At 63.1% G+C, this 21,638-nt stretch carries 26 protein-coding genes; 9 read left to right on the top strand and 17 right to left on the bottom strand.

All coding sequences use genetic code 11. The features are described 5' to 3' along the window. Nucleotides 1-38 precede the first annotated feature (38 nt). The 3 genes from HK107_RS03110 to HK107_RS03100 are packed head-to-tail and all read left to right on the top strand — an operon-like array spanning nt 39 to nt 1,989. Complete coding sequence (locus HK107_RS03110) at nt 39-737, top strand: CoA transferase subunit A (RefSeq protein ID WP_173196708.1); 699 nt, start codon at nt 39-41, stop codon at nt 735-737. Continuing rightward, nucleotides 738-1,370 (top strand): hypothetical protein, encoded by a 633-nt coding sequence (locus HK107_RS03105; protein ID WP_173196706.1) that lies wholly within the window; start codon nt 738-740, stop codon nt 1,368-1,370. It begins immediately after the preceding gene. Further along, on the top strand, nt 1,354-1,989 hold the full coding sequence (locus tag HK107_RS03100) for a CoA transferase subunit B (protein WP_173196704.1): 636 nt from the start codon (nt 1,354-1,356) through the stop codon (nt 1,987-1,989). The genes HK107_RS03105 and HK107_RS03100 overlap by 17 nt, the downstream gene beginning before the upstream one ends. Before the next feature lie 29 nt (nt 1,990-2,018). On the opposite strand, the gene HK107_RS03095 is transcribed toward HK107_RS03100, so the two are convergent. From HK107_RS03095 to HK107_RS03085, 3 genes are all read right to left on the bottom strand, one after another. Next, nucleotides 2,019-2,288, bottom strand: a complete 270-nt coding sequence (locus HK107_RS03095) for an EF-hand domain-containing protein (protein WP_173196702.1) — start codon at nt 2,286-2,288, stop codon at nt 2,019-2,021. Nucleotides 2,289-2,542: 254 nt separating this feature from the next. Then, nucleotides 2,543-3,187: an NrsF family protein gene (locus HK107_RS03090; protein WP_173196700.1), complete on the bottom strand. Its 645-nt coding sequence runs from the start codon at nt 3,185-3,187 to the stop codon at nt 2,543-2,545. Next, a complete protein-coding gene (locus tag HK107_RS03085; protein ID WP_173196698.1) occupies nt 3,180-3,764 on the bottom strand; it encodes a sigma-70 family RNA polymerase sigma factor in 585 nt (194 codons plus the stop codon). The genes HK107_RS03090 and HK107_RS03085 overlap by 8 nt, the downstream gene beginning before the upstream one ends. 186 nt (nt 3,765-3,950) lie before the next feature. On the opposite strand from HK107_RS03085, the gene HK107_RS03080 reads away from it, so the two are divergent. Next, nucleotides 3,951-4,457 carry a pyridoxamine 5'-phosphate oxidase family protein gene (locus tag HK107_RS03080; RefSeq protein WP_173196696.1) on the top strand — a complete coding sequence of 169 codons (507 nt, stop codon included), beginning with the start codon at nt 3,951-3,953 and terminating at the stop codon, nt 4,455-4,457. 3 nt (nt 4,458-4,460) lie between these two features. Here HK107_RS03080 and yihA read toward each other — a convergent pair whose 3' ends face one another. After that, nucleotides 4,461-5,084, bottom strand: coding sequence for a ribosome biogenesis GTP-binding protein YihA/YsxC (gene yihA, locus HK107_RS03075; RefSeq protein WP_173196694.1), 624 nt, complete (start codon nt 5,082-5,084; stop codon nt 4,461-4,463). Nucleotides 5,085-5,130: 46 nt separating this feature from the next. Here yihA and HK107_RS03070 point away from each other — a divergent pair, with 46 nt between their 5' ends. Beyond that, complete coding sequence (locus HK107_RS03070; protein ID WP_173196692.1) at nt 5,131-5,916, top strand: acyl-CoA thioesterase; 786 nt, start codon at nt 5,131-5,133, stop codon at nt 5,914-5,916. On the opposite strand, the gene HK107_RS03065 is transcribed toward HK107_RS03070, so the two are convergent. The 5 genes from HK107_RS03065 to HK107_RS15805 are packed head-to-tail and all read right to left on the bottom strand — an operon-like array spanning nt 5,913 to nt 8,501. Further along, nucleotides 5,913-6,278, bottom strand: a complete 366-nt coding sequence (locus HK107_RS03065; RefSeq protein WP_173196690.1) for a 6-pyruvoyl trahydropterin synthase family protein — start codon at nt 6,276-6,278, stop codon at nt 5,913-5,915. The two genes, HK107_RS03070 and HK107_RS03065, sit on opposite strands and share 4 nt — an antisense overlap. Further along, nucleotides 6,279-6,662, bottom strand: coding sequence for a dihydroneopterin aldolase (locus HK107_RS03060; protein ID WP_173196688.1), 384 nt, complete (start codon nt 6,660-6,662; stop codon nt 6,279-6,281). Nucleotides 6,663-6,666: 4 nt separating this feature from the next. Then, nucleotides 6,667-7,404, bottom strand: a complete 738-nt coding sequence (locus tag HK107_RS03055; RefSeq protein ID WP_173196686.1) for an SDR family oxidoreductase — start codon at nt 7,402-7,404, stop codon at nt 6,667-6,669. Further along, on the bottom strand, nt 7,401-8,360 hold the full coding sequence (locus HK107_RS03050; RefSeq protein ID WP_173196684.1) for a calcium/sodium antiporter: 960 nt from the start codon (nt 8,358-8,360) through the stop codon (nt 7,401-7,403). Before HK107_RS03050 ends, HK107_RS03055 begins: the two co-directional genes overlap by 4 nt. 12 nt (nt 8,361-8,372) lie before the next feature. Continuing rightward, the gene (locus HK107_RS15805) at nt 8,373-8,501 is read right to left on the bottom strand and encodes a hypothetical protein (RefSeq protein WP_269815565.1); all 129 of its coding nucleotides are present in this window, start codon (nt 8,499-8,501) and stop codon (nt 8,373-8,375) included. Nucleotides 8,502-8,687: 186 nt separating this feature from the next. Here HK107_RS15805 and HK107_RS03045 point away from each other — a divergent pair, with 186 nt between their 5' ends. The 4 genes from HK107_RS03045 (at nt 8,688) to HK107_RS03030 (ending at nt 13,648) form a co-directional block, all read left to right on the top strand. Next, nucleotides 8,688-9,464, top strand: coding sequence for an enoyl-CoA hydratase (locus HK107_RS03045; protein WP_173196682.1), 777 nt, complete (start codon nt 8,688-8,690; stop codon nt 9,462-9,464). A 66-nt stretch (nt 9,465-9,530) separates the two neighbouring features. Beyond that, on the top strand, nt 9,531-11,435 hold the full coding sequence (locus HK107_RS03040; protein ID WP_173196680.1) for a cation:proton antiporter: 1,905 nt from the start codon (nt 9,531-9,533) through the stop codon (nt 11,433-11,435). A 54-nt stretch (nt 11,436-11,489) separates the two neighbouring features. Further along, the gene (locus HK107_RS03035; protein ID WP_173196678.1) at nt 11,490-12,245 is read left to right on the top strand and encodes a sensor histidine kinase; all 756 of its coding nucleotides are present in this window, start codon (nt 11,490-11,492) and stop codon (nt 12,243-12,245) included. Then, nucleotides 12,242-13,648, top strand: a complete 1,407-nt coding sequence (locus HK107_RS03030; RefSeq protein ID WP_173196676.1) for a hypothetical protein — start codon at nt 12,242-12,244, stop codon at nt 13,646-13,648. The genes HK107_RS03035 and HK107_RS03030 overlap by 4 nt, the downstream gene beginning before the upstream one ends. A 2-nt stretch (nt 13,649-13,650) precedes the next feature. Here the strand turns inward: HK107_RS03030 and HK107_RS03025 are convergent, their stop codons facing one another. The 8 genes from HK107_RS03025 to HK107_RS02990 all read right to left on the bottom strand — a co-directional run bounded on the left by HK107_RS03025 (nt 13,651) and on the right by HK107_RS02990 (nt 21,621). Further along, nucleotides 13,651-14,103, bottom strand: a complete 453-nt coding sequence (locus HK107_RS03025) for a MaoC family dehydratase (protein ID WP_173196674.1) — start codon at nt 14,101-14,103, stop codon at nt 13,651-13,653. Next, nucleotides 14,103-14,873, bottom strand: a complete 771-nt coding sequence (locus tag HK107_RS03020; RefSeq protein ID WP_173196672.1) for a glutaminyl-peptide cyclotransferase — start codon at nt 14,871-14,873, stop codon at nt 14,103-14,105. Before HK107_RS03020 ends, HK107_RS03025 begins: the two co-directional genes overlap by 1 nt. Next, nucleotides 14,863-15,879, bottom strand: a complete 1,017-nt coding sequence (locus tag HK107_RS03015; protein WP_173196670.1) for a PAS domain-containing protein — start codon at nt 15,877-15,879, stop codon at nt 14,863-14,865. Before HK107_RS03015 ends, HK107_RS03020 begins: the two co-directional genes overlap by 11 nt. A gap of 122 nt (nt 15,880-16,001) precedes the next feature. After that, nucleotides 16,002-17,822 carry an aminopeptidase P family protein gene (locus HK107_RS03010; RefSeq protein ID WP_173196668.1) on the bottom strand — a complete coding sequence of 607 codons (1,821 nt, stop codon included), beginning with the start codon at nt 17,820-17,822 and terminating at the stop codon, nt 16,002-16,004. 13 nt (nt 17,823-17,835) lie between these two features. Next, nucleotides 17,836-19,440 carry a TRAP transporter large permease gene (locus HK107_RS03005; protein ID WP_173196666.1) on the bottom strand — a complete coding sequence of 535 codons (1,605 nt, stop codon included), beginning with the start codon at nt 19,438-19,440 and terminating at the stop codon, nt 17,836-17,838. Continuing rightward, complete coding sequence (locus tag HK107_RS03000) at nt 19,433-19,990, bottom strand: TRAP transporter small permease subunit (RefSeq protein WP_173196664.1); 558 nt, start codon at nt 19,988-19,990, stop codon at nt 19,433-19,435. The genes HK107_RS03005 and HK107_RS03000 overlap by 8 nt, the downstream gene beginning before the upstream one ends. Beyond that, a complete protein-coding gene (locus HK107_RS02995) occupies nt 19,987-20,487 on the bottom strand; it encodes a hypothetical protein (RefSeq protein ID WP_173196662.1) in 501 nt (166 codons plus the stop codon). Before HK107_RS02995 ends, HK107_RS03000 begins: the two co-directional genes overlap by 4 nt. Nucleotides 20,488-20,490: 3 nt before the next feature. Next, nucleotides 20,491-21,621: a TRAP transporter substrate-binding protein gene (locus tag HK107_RS02990; RefSeq protein ID WP_173196660.1), complete on the bottom strand. Its 1,131-nt coding sequence runs from the start codon at nt 21,619-21,621 to the stop codon at nt 20,491-20,493. Nucleotides 21,622-21,638 lie beyond the last annotated feature (17 nt).

Genomic DNA, 21,638 nt, shown 5'->3' with positions numbered 1-21,638 from the left:
GCCAGCGATGAAGCCCCCGTATCAAGCGGAGGTTCCTCATGGCGAACAAAGTCTTCTCAGACGCCAAGGCGGCCCTCGAAGGCATTCCCTTCGACGGCATGACGGTGATGGCGGGCGGTTTCGGCCTCTGCGGTATCCCTGAGACGCTGATCGTCGCGCTGAGGGATTCAGGTGCGCAGAACCTGACCGCGATCTCCAACAATGCCGGCGTCGATGACTGGGGCCTCGGGCTCCTCCTCCAGACGAAGCAGATCAAGAAGATGGTCAGCTCCTACGTTGGTGAGAACAAGACGTTTGCTGAGCAATTCCTATCCGGCGAGCTGAAGCTCGAGTTCAACCCGCAAGGCACCCTCGCCGAACGGATCAGGGCAGGGGGCGCGGGTATCCCGGCTTTCTACACCAAGACCGGCGTCGGTACGAAGATCGCCGAAGGCAAGGAAGAGCGGGAGTTCGACGGCGAGCGCTACATCATGGAGACGGGCCTGAAGGCCGACCTCTCCCTCGTCCGCGCCTGGAAGGGTGACAAGGAAGGCAACCTCGTCTTCCGCAAGACGGCCCGCAACTTTAACCCGATGATGGCGACAGCGGGCAAGGTCTGCATCGCCGAGGTGGAAGAGCTGGTCGAGGTCGGTGATCTGGACCCGGATCATATCCACACGCCGGGCATCTATGTCGACCGGATCGTGGAAGCCGCGCAGGAGAAGCGCATTGAGCAGCGGACGGTGCGGGCGGCCTGAATGCGCCTAGCTTTTGTCATCGCTGCTTGCCTCCTCACGGCCTGTCAGACCGTAGGCGATGAGCTGAAAGGGGAGCCTCACGGCCCCGAGCTTGCGGCAGTGCGCCTTCTTCCGGTCGGGGCGAGCGATGATGAAATAGTACGCCTTCTGTTGGGTGAGCGGCGACGCGCGCGCGGCAGCGTCGAGGCTAGGTGCGGAACCCGGGCCTGCCTCTTGGAGCTTCGGACCGGAACCGGCCTTGGTGGGGGTTATCAGTATGGCCGCCTCTCTTCGGTCGATCGGACAAAAATCAGCAGGCAGACATTCACGGAGCTGAAGGATCGCGTAGTCGATCGTGGACTGTACGATCTGCCATTAAGCCTTGGCTATTCCGGCGATGTGATCTGCCTTCACCCGTCCGAATACTACATCGAGACCTCGATTGAGAGCCGGAACCGGCTCTCGTATTTTTCGGGCTGTCATTCAGACTACGAACAAGGGTTCGTCGTTGCAGCCCCTCTTCTCGCACTTGCACTTAGCAAGTTTCCTAATGAGCTAGCGAAGATCAGTCAGAATGACGAAGGACGGGTCGCCGCGCTCATGGCTGCACAACTACCCACTCAAGAAGGAGCACCCGATGCCCTGGACCCGTGACGATATGGCCGCGAAGGCGGCGAATGAGCTGGAAGACGGCTTCTATGTGAACCTTGGCATCGGTATTCCGACGCTGGTGGCGAACTTCATTCCTGACGGGATGGAGGTAACGCTGCAGTCGGAGAACGGGATGCTCGGTATGGGTCCTTTCCCGACCGAGGATGAGGTTGACGCTGACCTCATCAATGCCGGCAAGCAGACGATCACGGAGTTGGGCAAAACGAGCTTCTTCTCGTCCGCTGACTCATTCGCAATGATCCGTGGGGGTCATATTGACCTCTCCATCCTCGGCGCGATGGAGGTCAGCCAGGGCGGCGATCTCGCCAACTGGATGATCCCGGGCAAGATGGTGAAGGGGATGGGCGGCGCGATGGACCTCGTCGCTGGCGTGAAGCGCGTCGTCGTCCTGATGGATCACATGTCGAAGGCGGGTGACGCGAAGCTTCTGAAGGAGTGCTCGCTGCCACTAACGGGTGTGGCTTGTGTCGACCGGGTGATCTCGAGCCATGCGGTCTTCGATGTCGACAAGACGGCCAAGCGCCTGAAGCTTGTCGAGATGGCCCCGGAGGTCACGCTGGATGAGCTCCGCGCAAGCACCGAGGCCGATTTCGACGCCTGACCTCTCAAGACCGGGCGCCGGAGGAAGCCCTAGAGGCGGCTTCCGGTGCTGCGGACTTCACCGTCGCCGCCGCCGAGGCGTCTGGCGCGGGCGTAGGCTGCTGCTTCTTCCATCGTGATGGTTTTGTCGTCGTTGGCGTCAACCGCGTCGAAGACGGCAGACTTGCCGGTGAACTCTTCCATGGTGACCTTGCCGTCGGCGTTGGTGTCCATGTCGGCGAACGAGACGCCACCGATCGACGGGCCGGTCGAGGCGCATGCGCCAAGGGCGAGGACGGGAAGAATGAGAAGTTTGCGCATTGGGTGCTCCAACGTTGCGGAAGTCCCGCAGCAGGCGTCCCGGCCCATGCACGGAGGCTTCCCGTTTTTTCGAAAACGTCGGCCTGCCCCGAAGTCCCACTAATCAGAAACCGACCCACCGAAGCTGCAGGATCAATCGCCTGCTGTCGATGGTTTTAAGGTCACATTCGCTGCGGTTTGCGACGGAATTCTCAGATCGAGGCACAAAAAAGCCCGGCGCTGAGGCCGGGCTCTTTGGGCTATCAGCGCTGACTCTACCAACGCGCGAACCGCGGCAGGATGACTGCCGCGGCAAGGGTGGTGAGGGCGATGGCGCCGCCATACCAGAGGGCGACGAAACCGATGTTCATGAAGGGGCACTGGAGGCCGTAGATGAAGGCGCCCCAGCTGCCTGCCGCCACGCCGATGAAGGCGGCTGTGGCGTTGGGCTGCGTCGGTGCTGCGCCACGCATGAAGAAGGTCAGGGCAATGAACATCGGCAGGCTGAAGCTCACCGAGCTGACAAGGCAGCGAAGGCCGCTGGAAGGCGCGAGGATGTTCACTGCACCGCCGCCGAAGTTCCTGTCGAGGAAGGCGATGGCGAAGAGGACCATGAGCCCGCCGACACCATAGGCGATGTTGCGCTGGCGCGGAGTCGTCGGATCAAAGCTCCTGAACGCGAGCGCTGCGAAGCCAAGGGTCAGGCCTGCGAAGAAGACTGCCTTGGCCGCCGCCATCGAAAGGTTGTGGGTGAAGACCGCCGCGGTGTTCGTGCCGATGAGGGCAAGGGTGCCCGCGAGCTGCAGGAACAGGATGCCGCCGAGAATAAGCATCTCGCGGCGGGGCTTGCGGCGGGTGACCGGAGCCATGCTCTCGGTCAGGCTGTCGATCAGGGACATGCTGTCAGTCGTCTCACGCATGGGCTTCTTCCAACTTCTTCATCATCCGCTTCATGCCGCGGTGAATTCTCACTTTGACCGAGGAAAGGGACTGGCCCGTCATCTGGGCAATCTCGTCCAAGGCATAACCATCGATTTTTGCAAGGCGGATGGCTTGCGCCTGATTGTCCGGGATGTGGGCGAGGAGCCGCTCGAGCACGATCTTCGACATGACCGCGCTTTCGTGGCCGCTCACCGAGGCCTGGTCTTCATACTCGACCTCTTCGGCGCGGTAGTGCTTGCGCAGCCGGTCGAGCCATTTGTACCGGGCAATCGCCACGAACCACGGCGCGAAGGGCTTCTCCGGGTCGTAGGTGTGGCGCTTGCGGTGCAGGGCCATCAGCGCCTCTTGGGCAATGTCCTCGACCGATTCAGGGGCAACCCTGCGGGCGAGAAAGACCCTGAGCCACGCATCGCACGCGGTCAGGACCTCATTGTAGGCGCGCTTGTCGCCTTCCTGGGCCTTCACCATGAGGGGGCCGAGGTGGCTGAGGTCCGTAACCGGCCTCGATGACGGCTTCTTCCCGTCGATAACGCGTAGGTGCGGTGTGCCGGTCATGTCCCGTGCTCCCGAAGTCTCATAGCCCTATCCGTTGGGGACGAGCCGATGGTTACACCCTAGCTCTCAACGGACGACAAAGCGCGGCTTTTGCGCAGAAACAGGGGCCTCCCGCGCTGCGGCACCATGCTCTGGAACCGGCAGGCGGCCGCGCCCGTTCGTTTCCTAAGAGACAAGGAGGCTTCCATGGTCGATCTGACCCAGACTGAAAACCATCCCGATGCGCAGTTCTACGACATCCTCGACGAGGTCCCGGCAGGCATGCTGCACCTTGAGAACACGCCGCTGCACAGCCAGCCCATGGCCGCAACGCGGGAGCAGGGCACGAACACCCTCTGGTTCTTCGCCAAGACCGACAGTGAGCTTGTTCAGGAGATGCGCAAGGGGAATTCGACCGCGCACTTCGTGGTGGTCGGCAAGAACCACGACTTCCACGCCTGCGTGAACGGCTATATCCGCGAGAACCTCGATACGGCCAAGCGTGACGAATACTGGAACCCGGTCGTCGCGGCCTGGTACGAAGGCGGCAAGGAAGACCCGACCCTCACCCTCCTGCAGATGGACCTCGAGACGGGCAGCATCTGGGGCTCAACCGGCAGCTCGGTGAAGTTCGGCTGGGAGATCGCCAAGGCGAACCTGATGGACGAGAAAACGCCGGACGTCGGTGTCCACCGTACGGTGAAGTTCCGCTAGGAGCTAGCGGCCCCAGCCCTCGAGGGCACCAAGGATCGCGCCGCGGACTTCCTTCAGTCCGCGGCCTTTTTCTGAGCTGGTGGCGAGGACTTCTGGGTGCGCCGCAGGACGTGAGGCGAGGGCTTCTGAAACCTCTGCGACCCGGCGGGCGACGCCGCTTTCCTTGATCTTGTCGATTTTGGTGAGGATCACCTGATAGCTGACGGCGCTTTCGTCGAGGAGAGCCATGCCTTCCTCGTCCACCGGTTTGATGCCGTGGCGGCTGTCGATCAGCACGAAGACCCGGAGGAGATTCGGGCGACCCCTCAGATAGTCGAAGATAAGCTCCGTCCACGCATCGACCTTGGTGCGCGAGGCGCGGGCATAGCCGTAGCCCGGCAGGTCGACGAGCCTGAAGGATCCTCCGATATCGAAGAAGTTGACCTCCTGAGTCCGCCCCGGCGTGTTCGAAGTCCGTGCGAGACCCTTGCGGTTCATCAGCGCATTGAGGATCGAGGACTTGCCGACATTTGACCGCCCCGCGAAGGCGAACTCGCCAAGGTCGGAGGGCGGGAGGCCCGCCATGTCGACCACGCCCTTCATGAAGGTGGCTTCGCCGGAGAAGATCTTGCCGCTAGGTCTGTTCATGACTGGGCCGTTTGGCACCGCAAGCTGGGCCGCGAAAGGGCAGGCGATGAAATTTTCCGAGCTGATGGACGAGAAGCACTTCGCGGATGGCGTTTTCTCGACGGATATCCCTGAAAGCTGGGGGCAGGGACGGACTGCCTATGGCGGGCTGACTGCTGCGCTCTGCGCCCGGGCCGCCGAGATGGCGGTCGGGGAGCTGCCTCCGCTGCGCTCAGTGCAGGTGGCTTTCATTGCGCCTGCCGCTGGATCTGTGACCACCGAGGCACGGCTCCTCCGGCGCGGGAAGTCGACCTCGTTCGTCGAGGCGGAGGTGCGCGGCGAGAAGGGCGCAGCGACGCGCGGGGTCCTCGTCTACGGCGCAGGTCGCGACAGCACCGTGAAGGTCGATGACTACCCCATGCCGGACGTTCAGGGGCCTGACGGTCTTGAGCGTATGGAGATCACGCCGATGCATCCGGCCTTCCTCAGTAACTACGAGATCGCGCCCTGCGGCGGCGGGATGCCGTTTCTTGGGAGCGACAAGGGCGAGATGCAGTGGTGGGCGCGTGCGCAGGATGAGAGCTATTGGGGGTCAGAGGTCGGCGTGCTGGCCATCGGTGACCTGACCCCGCCAGCGGCTGCGCCACTGATGAAGACCTTTGCGCCGGTGAGCTCAGTGAACTGGCATATCGATTTCCTGACGGATGATCTCTCTACGGAGGATGGCTGGTACCTCCTCCACACCAAGGCGCAGTCGGCGGGAGATGGCTGGTCGTCCCAGGACATGGGCGTTTGGGCGAAGGACGGGCGGCCGATCGCGGCGGCACGCCAGACGGTGGTCGTCTTTTCCTAGGCCTCGTAACGGACCTGTTCGCCGAGCGAGGGGCGGTTCACCTCCACGGCGGCGAGCTTTTCGAGGGCGGGCTTTGCCTTCTCGAAAATGAAGAGCGCGAGACGTTCGAGGGTCGGAAGCTCCAGCCCCTCGATATCGTTGAGGTAGCGGTGGTCGAGGAGGGCGTGGATATCGTCCGCTGTCTGCCGCACACGGCTGAAATCGGTGAGCCAACCCTTGGGGCCAAGCTCCTCGCCGCGCAGGATGAGATAGACCTCAAAGCTGTGTCCGTGGACATGGGCATAAGGGTGCTCCTTGTCCTGAACGTTGGCGCCCAGCTGGTGAGCGGCTTCGAAGTGGAAGCGGTAGCGTTGTTCGAACATCTAGAGGATCGCCTCCTTGTCGATGTCGGACATGCGGCAGCCGACGGCCTCGGCATCGTCATAGACGGTGAGCTTACGGGTCTCGATGAGTACGCCGTGGATATTGTCCCGTGTACGGAGGCTTGCGATGATCGCCTCGCACAGGGTCTCCTGCAGGCCGAAATGCTCATCCGCGGTGACCTCAAGGATCGTCTGGCGGAGATTGTCATAGTCCACGACATCTTCGATGCCGTCGCCTTTTCCAACGCGGCTCGCGATCACGGCGAGGTTGAAGCTGACCGCCTGCGGACGGACTTCGTGCTCGAGCACGCCGAGCTTCACATGCTTGCGGAGGTCTTCGAGGAAGACGGCGTAGTATCCGGGGGCGAGGAGGGGCAGTTCCATGGTCTTAGTCTTTGAACAGAACGTCGCGCTCGGCTGACTTCAGATGCTCGCCGCCTGACGCGATCAGGACCTGGCCGGTGATGGCCATGTTCTCAAGCGCGAAGAGCACGGTCTTCGCCACGTCGCGGGGCTGGAGCCTGCGTTCGAGGACGTTCACCGTCGGCGCGAGGCGCTCGAAGGTCTCATCATCCTGACCGGGCGAGGGGAGGTTGTAGCCTGGCGCAACGCCGATGGCGCGGACGCTGGGGGCATAAGCGCGAGCCATCATCATGGTCGCGCCGTGAAGGGCCTGCTTCGAGATCGTGTAGCTGTAATGGTCAGCGTTCAGATTGAAGAGCTTCTGGTCGAGAATGTTGACGATCGCGGAGCCATCGGAGGCCTGATGGGCGAAGGCCTTGGCCAGCATGGCGGGCGCAACCGTGTGGATACGGAAGTTCCTGAGGAGCGCTTCCTCGGTGACGTCCTGACCGGTGTCATGCTCGAAGATCGAGGCGGAGTTGACGAGACCGGTGAGCTTGCCGCCGAGCTTTTCCGTGGCGAGCGCGATCAGCTTCTCGCCTGCGCCTTCCTCGGAGAGGTCGATACCCACGGCAACGCCGCCGGTCTCTTTCGCGAGCTCCTCCGCCGCGTTCGACGAGCTGTTGTAGTGGACCACCGGGGTCCAGCCAGCTTCGGCTGCGGTCAGAACGATCTCACGACCAAGTCGCTTGCCGCCTCCGGTGACGAGGACGGCCTTGGTCATGCCGCGCCCGCCCACAGGCCGGTGTAGAGGATGTAGGCGACGTAGGCTGTGATGCTCAGGAGGCCGATTGTCCTGCCGAAGTCACGGCGCATGAAGATGAGGCCCGTGATCAGCGCAGTCGCGCCAAGCATGACCGGCAGGTCGAGGCGCAACGCCGTTTCGCTGAACGTGCTCGTACCGACATAGCCTGCAGCGGAGCCGACGAAGAGCATGTTGAAGATGTTCGAGCCGATGATCGTGCCCGCCGAAACGCTCGCATCGCGGCGGAGGGCTGCTGCGAGGACTGTCGCGAGCTCGGGCAGGGACGTGCCGAAGGCGACCACCGTGAGGCCGATCACCTCATCGCGGACACCCATGAGGCTGGCGACTTCCGAGCCGTTTGTGACGAGCAGCGTGGCGCCAATGGGAAGGCCGATGAGGCCAAGCGCCGTCAGCGCGATCGTCTGCGGAATGCCTGGTTTCTCAACGAGGATCCCTTCGGCTTCGAGCGCTGCATCCGCGTGACCACTGCGCGCTTCGATGGCCATCAGGCTGAAGTATGCGACCATGCCGAGGGTGAAGACGATCGCTTCAGGCAGGCCGACTTCGCCATTCCAGTAGACCATACCGCAGAAGACAGCGGTCGCGAGAAGCAGGGCCACGGCGTGGCGCTTCAGCTTCGGCACCACCATCGCAATCGGCATGATGCAGGCGGGCAGGCCAAGGACGAGCAGCACGTTGGCGATATTCGAGCCGACGATGTTGCCCATCGCGATGCCTGCGGCATCTCCTGCAACGGCCTGGATCGTCACCACGAGCTCCGGCGCCGAGGTGCCGAAGGCAACCACGGTCAGGCCGATGATGAGCGGCGGGACGTTCGCGAGCTTGGCAAGGCTTGCGGCCCCGCGCACGAGGCATTCACCGGCCGCAAGAAGAACGACCAGCCCGAGGAGCAGGAAGAGAAGGGATGTGAGCATGAGGCGCGGGGGTTAGTCCCAGCGGCCTTTCTCGATCCAGTTGAGGGCGGCAAACACCACGATGAACAGGATGATGACCTGAAGGCTTGGCGCCTTGAAGATGTCGAAGAGCGAGCCACCGGCTGCGAGCATGAGTTCCATGCTGGTCTCCTAGCGTTGGAATTAGCGTTCCTGAATGCGGGCAGATAGCGATGCTGGGGCCCCGCGTCACCCCTAAACCGTTGTGGAGACAGCGGCGGAGGGTCCCGGTTGCGGCCTCGTGAAGGCAGGTCTATTGGGTGCCGTGGTCCCACACTCAGGGATAGCTGACGAGGCCCCGAAAAGCTTATGGCTTACAATTGCCTAGAGATTGATAATGATGACCGCGTGCAGATCATCCGGCTCGCGCGCCCCGAAGCCCTCAATGCCTTCAACAAGGAGTTGATGGACGAGCTGACGGAAGCGCTGAAGGCCGCGGATGCTGATCCGAAGGTCGCTTGCATCGTCCTGACGGGCTCTGAGAAGGCCTTTGCGGCCGGCGCGGACATCAAGGAGATGGCCGACAAGAGCTTCGTCCAGGCCTACACCGAAGACTTCATTACCGCGAACTGGGAAGAGGCGAGCCGGATCAGGACGCCGATCATCGCGGCGGTCGCTGGCTATGCCCTCGGCGGCGGCTGCGAGATGGCGATGATGTGCGATTTCGTGATCGCTGCTGACAACGCCAAGTTCGGCCAGCCCGAGATCACCATCGGCGCTATCCCCGGCGCAGGCGGGACCCAGCGCATGGCGAAATACATCGGCAAGGCAAAGGCCATGGACATGTGCCTGACCGGCCGGATGATGGGCGCTGAAGAAGCCGAACGCTGCGGCCTCGTGGCCCGCGTCGTCCCCAAGGCTGAGCTGATGGACACGGCGCTTGAGGCTGCGAAGAAGATCGCTGGCTTCTCCCGTCCGATCTCCATGATGGTCAAGGAGTGCGTCAACCGCGCCTTCGAAGTGCCGCTCTCTGAGGGCATCCGCTTCGAACGCCGGGTGTTCCACTCGGTCTTTGCAACCGAGGACCAGAAGGAAGGCATGAAAGCCTTCGTGGAAAAACGCGATCCCAACTTCAAAGACGCTTGATTTCCCATCGTTCCCGGACCGGCCTTAAGAGGGCGGACTGACTTTTCGGACTAGATCGGCGGGAATATGGATATTGTCTTTGCAGTCACGCTGATCGGCATTGCCGGGATCGGCGCCCAGTGGGTGGCTTGGCGGATGAACCTGCCGGCCATCGTCCTGATGGCCATCGCAGGGCTCCTGCTTGGCCCTGTCTTCGGTCTTCTCCGTCCCGAAGAGACGTTCGGCGAGGTCTATGGGCCGCTCGTCTCTATGGCCGTGGGCATCATCCTTTTCGAAGGTGGCCTGCAGCTGAAGTTCGATGAGCTCCGCGAGGTCGGGAAGGGCGTTCGGCGCCTTGTCGTCCCCGGCGTTTTCTTCGCGTGGGGCCTCGGGTTCCTCGCGGCGTGGAAGATTGCAGGGCTGAGCGCGCCGACCGCGCTCATCTTCTCAGGCATTATGGTCGTCACCGGACCAACGGTGATCATGCCGCTCCTACGCCAGGCGAAGCTTTCGAGCAGGCCTGCGACGCTCCTGAGGTGGGAAGGCATCGTCAACGACCCGATCGGCGCTCTGTTCGCCGTCTTCGTCTACGAGGTCCTTCACCTCTCGGACCCCGCTCATGGCGGATATGAGCCAGCTACCATTACCGGCAGCCTGATCATTGGCGCGACCCTCGCGACTGTGTTCGGTGTGCTCGCGGGTCTCTTCATCGCGCGCAGCTTCCGCAATGGCTGGGTGCCGGAGTTCCTGAAGACGCCGGTGCTGCTTGCTACCGTGCTCGCCGCCTTCGCGCTTGCCAACGGTTTCCAGGAAGAGGCGGGCCTCCTCGCCGTGACCGCGATGGGCATCACCATCGCGAACGCCAAGCTGCCGAGCATCAATCAGCTTCTCCACTTCAAGGAGAACATCGCGGTGATGTTCGTCTCGGGTGTGTTCGTCATGCTGACGGCCAACCTGACGCCCGATGTCCTCTTCAGCCTGACCTTCGCTGATGCGCTGTTTGTCATCGCGATGCTCTTCGTGGTGCGGCCCGTCGCGGCGATCACCTCGCTCCTCGGCACGAACACCACGTGGAAAGAGCGTCTGCTAATGGGCTGGATCGCTCCGCGCGGGATCGTGGCCGTTGCTGTCTGCGGGCTCTTCGCGGTCAAGATGGTGGATCTCGGCTATGCCGATGCCGAGAAGCTCGTGCCGCTCTCCTTCGCCATGGTCTTCGCCACGGTCCTCGCCCACGGCTTTACCATCGGCCCGCTCGCCAAGCGGCTGGATCTCGCCCAGCGGGGCCGCCCCGGCGTTCTGATCGCCGGTGCGTCGAGCTGGTCGGCGGCGCTCGGTGAGAAGCTCAAGGAAATGAAGTACCCGGTGCTCGTCGTCGATTCGAGCTACCGCTCGCTGCGTCCGGCAAGGAACAGGGGCCTCGAAACCTTCTACGGAGAGATCCTGTCCGAGGTGACCGAGCACCATATCGAGTTCGTCCGCTACAACACGCTGCTCGCTGTCTCGGGCAATGACAGCCACAACGCGCTCGTCTGCATGGACCTCGCGCCGGAGATGGACCGTGCGCGGACCTTCCAGCTGGCCACCGGCAAGAACATCACCATCAGCGATAGCCGCAGGATGGTATCCTACACGCTGCAGGGCCGGGCGCTCCTGTCGAAGCCCTTGGGCCTCGATGAGCTGATGGAGCGGCACTATAATGGCTGGGGTTTCCAAGTGACGCGGATCACGGAGACTTACGACGCCGAAGCGTTTCTCACCGCGATTGGCGACGAAAGCGTGATTGTGGCGGTGGAGCGGGACAAGGAGCTGCTCTTCGTTTCCAACGACAAACCGCTCACGCCGCGCGCCGATGACCGGGTCCTTGCCTACGTGCCGCCATCCGTCCTCGAAGGCCGGAGGAAGCGCGAGGAAGAGGTTCCCGAGGAGATCGAGGAGGCCAAGGAAGAGGCTCTCGAGAAGCTCGACGAGGGGTCAGGGTTAACCACGGCTTAACACTGACTGACCTAGCCCTAACGCTGTTCCGAGAACGGACGGCGAAGGGGCGGCATGAAGCGCGATCCTGACACTGTTGGCGCGACCTCGCTGCGCGACTACGCGCAGGCCTTTCGCGCAGCCAGACGGCTGCGCGAGGCGGAGGAGGATGCCGCCGCCGCCCAGATTGATGCGGAGCAGTCGGGCGCGGCGAAAGCTGCCTTTCTTTCGGGCCTCAATCACGAACTCCGTACACCGCTCAACCATATCACTGGTTTCGCCGGGCTGCTTCGAGAGAACGCCGATGTTCCCCGGGAGAAACGCGAGGAGTATCTCGACAATATTCTCCATTCGGCAGGGCTTCTTCTCAAGCATATCGACTCGATCCTCGAGGCTGCATCCTCGGCCGGGGCCAAGGGTCGTCCGCGGCCGGAGGGCGCCGATCCGCTGCCTATCCTGAAGCGCGTGATCTCCGAGCAGTCCGCAAAGCTCTTTATCGGCAAGGTCCACATCGCTGAGGGCCTGCCGATCTCCACCGTTTCAAGCCGCGATCTCTACACGGCGCTCGGGCGGATTTTTGCAGCGTTCGTTCTCGAAGGCGGTGAGCGCCGGGCGATCGGCCTGGCTGTTGAACCTTCCGAGCACGACGCTTCGCTTCTCACGATCCGGTTCAGGCTGCTTTCCGGCCCCGGGGCGTTGCCGATCCGTGTGCTGAGGTCACTGAAGTCCGATCTGATACGTCATGGTCTGAGGTTCGAGGAAGTGCGCGCAGGCGGCTTCACGGACCTCGTTCTCTCCCTTCCCACCGAACAGATGGAGCGCGCAGCATGAGCCGCGTCGAAACGCGAAGCCTCGCGCCCGAAGCAGAAGGCGCCGCCGAAGCGCGCCCGCTGGGCGTCATTGCATCCGTCGCACCCGGACGCGTGATCGCAGCCCTCTCCGCAAGCTTCGCGCAGGAAGAAGGTGTCACGATCGGAACGCTCCTCAGGATTGACGGTGAGCCTGCTGCAGTGGCCGTGGTCACGGGTATCGAGGCTCCCGCAGCTGACATCGATGCCGAAGCCTTCGACGTGGTGCTCGCAGAAGCGGAGCTCGTTGGCCGGATCGGGGCAGGGGGCCTCGTTGAAAGCCGCATCCATTGCCCAACCGTCGGTGTCCGGACGAGCCGCCTTGATACGGCCGCCGCGCTTGCTGCCCGCGAGGCGGGGCTCAGGCTTGCGGTGCCGATCGGCGAGGCCGACGGGCCGTTCAGCATCGAGGCTGACCGTATCCTTTCCGAAGGCGTGTCAATCGTTGGGCCAGACCTTGCGTCCGCGCGGGCCATGGCGGTCACTGTCCGCTCGCTCCTCAAGCGAGGCTTCCCGGCGAGGCTTGTACTGGTCGATCCGGATAATCTCTTTACCCGGAGCTTTGGCAACGCGGCGAGCATCGTCGATGCCTCGGCAGGTTTCATTGCGCCGGGTCTTCTGACAGCGGATGAGCTGGCGGACTGTCTTGAGGCTGTTGGCGACCCTCTCTCGCGCGAAGACCTGCGGCTGTTGAAGGCGGTGATGCGCGGGCAGGGCGGCACGCTCCGTGACCTGATCGGTGACCTCGAACGCGAGCGAGAGCAAGGCGCCCCTGGCACCGGCGCCGCCTGTGCCTCTGTGGTCCGGCGCCTTCGTGCGGCGCGCGAGGACGCAAGGCTTGCGCCTGTATTTGGCGAGGATGCCGATCATCTGAGCCCGGATGACCTGCTCCAGCGCCTGTTCCGTTTGCCCGATGGCAGCCCGCCCATGGCAGTGTGCCAGCTTGGCGGTTGTGAGGCTGCGCTTCAGCCAGTCCTGACACGGATCATCCTGCGTCTGTCGCGAACTCTTGCAAGATCGACCGAGGGGCGGATCCCCGTCCTGATGGCCGTGCACGGAGCTGACAGGCTGCTGGGTGAGGACGATGACACCGAGCCTAGCGGTTCGTTTGCCGTTCTCTCCGCGGGACGCGAGCCGCTCATCGCAGGCGTCACGCTTTATCACGCCGCGGCGAAGGTCCGAGATGATGCAGTTGCGGCGCAGCTCAAGCAGCTCGACGGTGCGGATCTGCTGGCCTTTGACTGGGAGCTTCCGTGGCCGCAGGCCCTGACGCTGACGCCGCTGCCCGAGAGTGCCCAGCCGCGCCCGCTGACGACGGCTGCAGGTGAGCGGGATGTCCACGCGCTGATCGATGCTGCGCGCAGCGCATTCGCAGCAACGAGCTAGGGTTACTCAGGCTTCGCTTTCATCAGGGCAGCGCGCTCGCAGCTCGCGACCAGCGTGTCGTCCTGATTGAACATCTCATGCAGGAACGTCACGATCCCCTGACCGGGCCGTGATTTCGATGGCCTGACCCCGACGACGGTCGTCCGGCAACGGACGGTATCCCCGTGGAAGAGGGGAGCCGGGAAGCGGACCTTCTCCATCCCGAGATTGGCCACGGTCGTGTTGAGCGTCGTGTCGTTGACGGTCATGCCAACGAGGCAGCCCAGCGAGAAGAGGCTGTTGACCAGCGGCTTGCCGAATTCCGTCGCTGCTGCCTTGTGGTGGTCGATGTGCAGCGGCTGGGGGTTCATGGTCATCAGGCTGAACATGTGGTTGTCAGCCTCGGTCATCGTCCTTGTCCACTCATGGTCGAAGACCTGGCCTTCTTCGAATTCGGAGAACCAAAGTCCGGGCATTACTGACCTTCCGTACGCGGTGTGAGGTTGACCTCAAACATCAGCGGCCAGTTCTTGCCAGTGACGAAGAGGCGTTCGGTTTTTTCTTCATAGGCGATGCCGTTAAGGACATCACCGAGCTTGTCCTTGCGCCGCTCCCGGGGGAACAGGGCCGAAAGGTCCGAGATCTGATCAACCTTGCCGGTCACAGGATCAATGCGGACGATGAAGTCTGTCAGGTAGACATTGGCCCAGACCCGGCCGTTCACATACTCGAGCTCATTGAGGCGGGGGAGGGCTTGACCGCTGATCGTCACGTCGACGCCGCCGATCTCTGCGAAGGTCTCGGGGTCGAGGAACCGCAGGCGCGAGCTGCCGTCTGACATGATCAGCTTCTCGCCGTCATAGGTCAGGCCCCAGCCTTCACCTTCATAGGCGAATGCGCCGACCTGCTGCAAAGTCGTCAGGTCAAAGACGAAACCCTGGCCCGAACGCCATGTCAGGGTGACGAGCTTGTCGCCCACCCGCGCGGTGCCCTCACCGAAGACATCGTCAGGGAGCTTGATCTCCTGGGTCGGCTTACCCGTCACCACACTGAGCTTCCGCAGGCGCGATTGGCCTTCGCGGCCCGTGCTTTCAATCAGCACGCCGTCGGCAAAGAGGAAGCCTTGGGTGAAGGCGTCTGTCTCGTGAGGAAAGCTGCGCACGACCTCGACGTCCATGATCTGGGGCGTCAGGGGCGCTTGAGATTGCGTAGCGAGAAGGAGCGTGGCGAGGAGGCTAATTTTCATGTTTCGCGCGGGTTTCGGTGAGCGGAACATCGACTGTGAACGTCGTTCCCGCAACCCCCCTCGCGATGTCCATCTTGCCATCGATCCCCGCGAGGAGAGCGGAGACGATGGATGCGCCCATGGTGTTACCTTCTGGCCATGTCGAGCCCTCGGGCATGCCGACGCCGTCATCCATGACCTCGAGCCGCATGATCCCGCCGGAAAGCTGGCGCAGTCCCACTTCGACGAGCCCTGCCGTCTTGCCTTGAAAGGCGTGTTGGAAGGCGTTGGTAATGATCTCTGACGCAATGAGCCCAATCCGAGCTGCGGTCTCGACCGGCACGTAGAAGCTCTCCGTCGCAATGTTCAGGCGGATGTTCTCGCGGCTTTCGAGGTGTCCGATGGTCGTCGCGATTCGTGAGATGTAGGCGCCCATCGGCACATCCGCCTCTTCGCCCGTCCGGTTCATCTCCTGATAGAGGAGCTGGAGGGTCTCGATGCGATAGGCGAGAGCCTCATAGTCTATACCGGGATCGCCGCGACCAGCCTTCTGGCTTTGCAGCCGGATCATGGAGACGACCATCTGGAGGTGGTTCTTCACGCGGTGCTGAATTTCGAAAAGCTGGCTTTCAGCGCGGTCGAGGTCGGAAGACCTGTCATCGGCTCGGCGCTGCAGACCGAGGAAGGCGCTCAGATCACCCTGGTCGTCGTAAATCGGCTCGATGATTAGCTCGTTCATGAACTCAGAGCCGTCGGCCCGGACATTGAGAAGCTTGGTCTTGTGGGAGCGGCGCTCCTTGATGGCGTCACCGAGCCGGGCGACAGCGCCGGGGTCGGTCTGCTCGCCCTGAAGGAAGCGGCAATTCCTCCCGATGGCGGAGTCTGCCGAGTAGCCCGTCAGCCGTTCGAAGGCCCGGTTCACGTACACAATCGGATTGTCCTCGCGACGGGGGTTCGTCAGCACGAAAGCGATGGGGAATCGCTCAAAGGCACGGGCCTTCAGCCCGTCCAGTTCCTGTGATTCCACCGATCTCTCTCCAGACGGAATTTATCAAAAAGCAAACTCAGCCTGCCTGCTGAGCCCGTTTTTGGGTTGTAGCCCAAAGAGTTCCGTCAGATCAGATTTCGTTCCGTCGCTGCGACGATCTGTCACCTAAGCGGTTGGCAGCGCTCGGCAAGCCATTCCGCGTCTTCTTTCGGGAGCTGGCTCGAAATCTTCGCCTTCACCTCGGCGTGGTAGTCATCGACCCAGCGGATTTCTTCCTCGGTGAGCATGTCAGGGTTGATGAGTTCGCGCTCGAGAGGGGCAAGGGTGAGGTTCTCGAAGGCTATCATCGGGCGTTCGCCGCCGTCGATGGGCGTGGCCTCGGTGACGACGATGAGGTTCTCGATGCGGATGCCGTAGTTCTCGGCCTTGTAGTAGCCGGGCTCGTTCGAGCAGATCATCCCGGGCACGAGAGGCTGGGCAATGGCGTGCTTGGAGATCTTCTGCGGCCCTTCGTGGACTGAAAGGAAGCTGCCGACGCCGTGGCCCGTGCCGTGGTCATAGTCAAAGCCTGCCTTCCAGAGGGGGAGCCTTGCGAGGCAGTCGAGGGCGTGGCCTGACGTCCCCTTAGGGAAGCGGGCGAGGGCGAGGCCGATGTGCCCCTTGAGGACGAGGGTGTAGCGCTCGCGCATCTCTCGGGTCGGTGCGCCAACGGCGACAACGCGGGTGATGTCGGTGGTGCCGTCCTCATACTGACCACCTGAGTCGACGAGATAGAGCTCACCCGGCTGGAGCTTGCGGTCGGTCTCGGTGGAGACGCGATAGTGGGCCATCGCGCCGTGGGGGCCTGACCCGGTGATGGTGTCGAAGCTGATATCCTTGAGGACGCCGGTTTCGCGACGGAAGTTCTCGAGCTTCTCCGCCGTGTTTATCTCGGAGATATCGCCGCTGTCCGCCTCATCGTGGAGCCAGTGGAGGAAGCGGGTGACGGCTGCTCCGTCGCGGATATGGGCTCGGCGGGAGCCTTCGATCTCGGTCTCATTCTTGATGGCTCGGGGGAGGGAGACGGGGTCTTCGCCCTTGACGACATGGCCGCCAGCTTCGGTCACGACACTGATGAAGTGGACGGGGGTGAGGCCTCGGTCGATGAGGACGCTCTTGCCTTCCTTGCCGAGGGCCGTGAGCCGTTCGTCCACGGCGGTTTCGTCAAACAGCATGACATGCTCGCCGAGATGGGCGCGGAGCTCGGCTGTGACTTTGCGCGGATCAAGGAAGAGCTCGCCTGTGCCATCGGCGTGGATGATGCCGCGGCCAAGGGGCAGGGGTGCTGCGTGCACGTCACCGCCGCGCACATTGAAGAGCCATGCGATGGAGGAGGGGGAGGTGAGGAGCGCAGCGTCTGCGCCGGCCTCGCGGACGTCTTCGCCGATGCGCTTGAGTTTGGCGGCGTGGTCTTCGCCTGCAAATTTCAGCGGGTGAGCATAAACCTCCGCCGTCGGAGCATCGGGGCGGCCATGCCAGGCTTCGTCGATGGGGTTAGGGCTGACAGCCTTGAGGGTGAAGCCCTTCTTCTTCGCGACCTTCTCAAAGCCTTCGAGCGCCGAGAGAGAGAAGAGGAGCGGATCGTAGCCGATGGTCGAGCCGGGCTCGGCATTCTCGCGCAGCCATTCTTCTGGCGTCACGTCATGGGTCATCAGGAGCTCGAAATGATCCGCATCCACCTGCTGGGGGAGCTGGATTGCGTAGCGGCCGTCGGAGAAGGCTGCGGCCTTCTTGGTGAGGACGATGGCCGACCCTGCGGACCCTGAGAAGCCCGTGAGCCACATCAGCCGCTCGGTGTGATCGGGCAGGTACTCGTTGAGATATTCGTCCTCATGCGGAACGATCAGGCCGTCGAGGTCGCGCGCTTCCAGCTTCTCCCTCAGGAGGGGCAGGTGGCGCGACGCGAAGGTGCGGTCGGAAACGGGTTCGAACGTCTGGAACATCTTGAGGCCTCCGTCAGCCGTAGATGCGCTCCGGAAGCCATGTGGCCAGCTCCGGCAGGAGCGCGAGAAGAATAAGCATGGCGATCTGGATACCGACAAAGGGCAAGGCCCCTCGGTAGATCGCCCCTGTCGGAACCTCCGGCGGTGCCACGCCGCGCAGGTAGAAAAGCGCGAAGCCGAATGGCGGCGTCAGGAAGCTCGTCTGCAGGTTCACAGCCATCAGCACGCCCAGCCAGACCGGATCAACCCCTGCCATGAGAAGCGGCGGTGCGACCAAGGGCACGACGACCAGCGTGATCTCGATGAAGTCGAGGAAGAAGCCGAGGAGGAACATCACCACCATGACCATGATGAGCGCACCGAAGGTTCCGCCGGGCGCCGACTCCAGGGCATGGGCGACGGTCTCGTCACCGCCGAGGCCCCGGAAGACGAGACTGAAGAGCGCCGCGCCGATGAGGATGGTGAAGACCATCGAGGTGACCTTCGTCGTCTGGCTGAGCATCGGCCAGAGGAGGGCACGGCCGACGGCAACGATGCTGCCGAGGAGGCCAGCGCCCAGGACGCCGGTGGCGATCATGGCGAGGACGATGCCAAAGCTGTCCGCAGCGCTCGCCTCGCGCCCGAGCCTCAGGTCGAACTGGGTGACGAGGAGGCCGAGGACGATAGCCGAGGCGATGCCTGCAATGGCGAGGTAGCGAAGAGGGCCCTGAACCACGTCGCGCTTGCTGCCTGCGATGAGGAACGCGCCCGCTGCGCCGATGGCGGACGCTTCGGTGGCCGTGGCAACGCCTGTGAGGATCGAGCCGAGGACGGCGATGATGAGAAGGATCGGCGCGGGCAAGGTTTTCGCCGCAGCGATGGCGCCTTCTTTGAAGGTGAAGCGGTCCTCTGCGGGAACGGCTGGGGACGCCTTCGGGTTCAGGATCGCGGTGGCCGTGAGGTAGAGAAGGTAGAGGCCGACGAGGACGAAGCCCGGCACGAGCGCGCCTGCAAAAAGGTCGCCTACGGACACAGGCTCGGGCGAGAAGATGCCCTGGCTGATCTGTGCCTCCTGATAGGCGTTCGACATGACGTCGCCGAGGAGGATGAGGACGATCGAGGGCGGGATGACCTGACCCAGAGTCCCTGCCGCTGCGATCGTGCCTGAGGAGAGCGCGGGCGAGTAGCCGCGTCTGAGCATCGTCGGTAGGCTGAGAAGGCCCATCGTGACGACCGTCGCGCCCACGATGCCGGTGGAGGCTGCCAGCAGCGCACCGACGAGCATGACCCCGATGCCGAGCCCGCCGGGCAGGGGGCCGAAGAGACGTGCGGTCGTCTCGAGCAGTTCCTCGGCCACCTTCGCCCGCTCGAGGATCACGCCCATCAGGACGAACAGCGGCACAGCGAGGAGCACCTGGTTCTTGATGATCCCGAAGATCCGTATGGGGAAGGGCTCGGTGATGAAGGTGGGGTCGAGAACCCCCATCGCGAGGCCGATCAGCGCGAAGACCAACGCCGTGCCTGCCAGCGTGAACGCCGCCGGGAAGCCTGCCAGAAGACATGCGCACAGGACCACGACCATGGCGATGTCGAGCCACGTGGCGCAGGCGCAGAAGCAGAGGATCGCCTGGTCAAGCATCGCGCGCGCCCTTCAGGAGGCGGATGATCCTGACCTCTCCTGCGAAGAGGAGGAGGACAGCGAAGGCGGGGATCATGGATTTGAGGAGGAAGACGGCGTGGATGCCTGAAGCTTCCTGGCTGCGTTCCATCTGCGCCCAGCTGGTGCCGACATAGTTCCAGCTGACATAGATGATCAGCATGGAGATCGGCAGGACAAAGAGCGTGGTGCCAAGAAGGTCGACGATCCGCGCGCGGGCCTCGCTCATCTTGGCGTAGAAGATGTCGACACGGACGTGCCCCTCGGTCAGGAGGAGCCATCCGCTCGACAGGAGGAACATCGCGCCGAAGAGGTAGAGGGTCGATTCCTGAAGCCAAATGAGACTGATCGAGAAAACGCTCCTCAAGATCACCACGGCGAACTGGACGAGAAAGAGCGGCAGGCAGGCGGCTGCGCCGATGACGAAGCCGAGCTTGACGATCCGTGTGAGGACGTCTTCCACCGCTGGGACGCGCAGGGCTGCTAGAAGAGGCAGGAGCAGCAGGATGAGGGCTGCGATCTTCACGCTCATCCCGCGAAACGCTCCGCCGCGATGGCTGCTGTCGCAAGGCCATTGTTCAGCGCGTGGACGAGGAAGACGGCCCAGAAGGCCTTGCCTGACGACGCCTCGCGCTGACCGACCCAGATGATGGCGAGGACGAAGAAGATCCATGCCGGGCCGAATGCCCACGCAAAGGCAAATGCTCCGTGGGCGGCGGCCCAGAAGATCACCTGCACGATGACCTGTCCGCGGACTCCGAGGCCGACAAGGCGGCTGAGCCAGAAGACGAGACCCATGATGAGCGTTTCGACTAGCGGTGCGAAGAGCACGATGCTGACGGCGTCGACCCAGAAGGGCATCTCGCCGGAGATGAGCGCGTCCTCAACGGCTTGGAATGCCTCGGGCGGAAGGACCATCTGGAGAAGGTTGACGATGATCAGGGCAGGGATCGTCGCGGTGAGCCAGCCGAGGCCCACCACCACGGGGAATGACGTCTTGGGATCGCTGAGCTTGGAAAACGGGAACATGGCTCAGCCTCCGATCAGGCGCTGGCGCAGGTCGATATAGGCTGCGTCGGTGATCGCCGTGAGCTTCATCGTGTCCCTGAGGGTCGCCATGTAGCTGTCATGGATCTCCCGCGCGATGGGCGACGAGTCCGCGATTTCCTCGAGAACCTCTGTCGTCTTCTCTGCGAGGAGCGCCATCACGTCTTCGGGCATCGGCGTCAGCTCAGCGCCATGTTCTTCGGTCAGGACACGGAGGGCATCGGCGTTCCTGATGACATACGTACCGATCAGCTCATGGTTCGCTGAGCGCGCTGCGGCGTTGAAGATCGCCTGCTCCTGAGCCGAGAAGCTGTTCCAGAGGTCGAGGTTCATCCCCATCGAGAGCTGGGCGTTCGGCTCGTGGAACCCTGGCCACATGTAGTACTTGGCCTCGCGGTAGAAGCCCATGGCAAGATCGTTCCAGGGGCCTACCCATTCGGTGGCGCTGATCGCGCCGGACTGGAGCGACTGGTAAAGCTCCGAACCCGGAAGAAGAACAGGCGAGGCACCTGCGCGGCGCATCACTTCGCCGCCAATGCCGGGCATACGAATCTTAAGGCCCCTCAGGCCATCAACGTCCGTCAGCTCATTCTTGAACCAGCCGCCAAGCTGGTGGCCTGTGTTGCCCGCCGCGAACGGCTTGATGCCGAAGGGCGCGGCGAGACGGTCCCAGAGCTCCTGCCCGCCGCCTGCTTCAAGCCAGCCGATCTGCTCGGTCACCGTCATGCCGAAGGGGACGGCGGTGAAATAGGGATAGGCCCGGGACTTCGACGTCCAGTAATAGTCCGCACCGTGATAAAGATCAGCAGCACCCGAAGCGACAGCGTCAAAGCTGTCGAACGCGCCGACGAGCTCGCCCGCTGCGAAGACTTCGATCTGGATCGCGCCGCCAGACAGCATGCCGACAAAAGCTGCCGTGCGCTCGGCGGAGTCCCCGAGGCCCGGGAAATCCTTGGGCCAGGTGGTCACCATCTTGAGGCGCCGCGGCTCGATCCCCGCCGCTGCCTGCGCGGGCGCGACGGCTGCGCAGCGCTCAGCGCAGTCGCAGGCGGCCAGCGCCAGAGGAGCGGCGAGGGCCGCTGTCTTCAAAAATCCGCGGCGTGCCTTGTCAGCCATTCTGCCCCTGATGTCCG

This window comes from Parvularcula mediterranea (genome assembly GCF_013085255.1).
GTDB lineage: Bacteria > Pseudomonadota > Alphaproteobacteria > Caulobacterales > Parvularculaceae > Parvularcula > Parvularcula mediterranea.
This window is presented reverse-complemented; position numbering and strand designations above follow the sequence as displayed.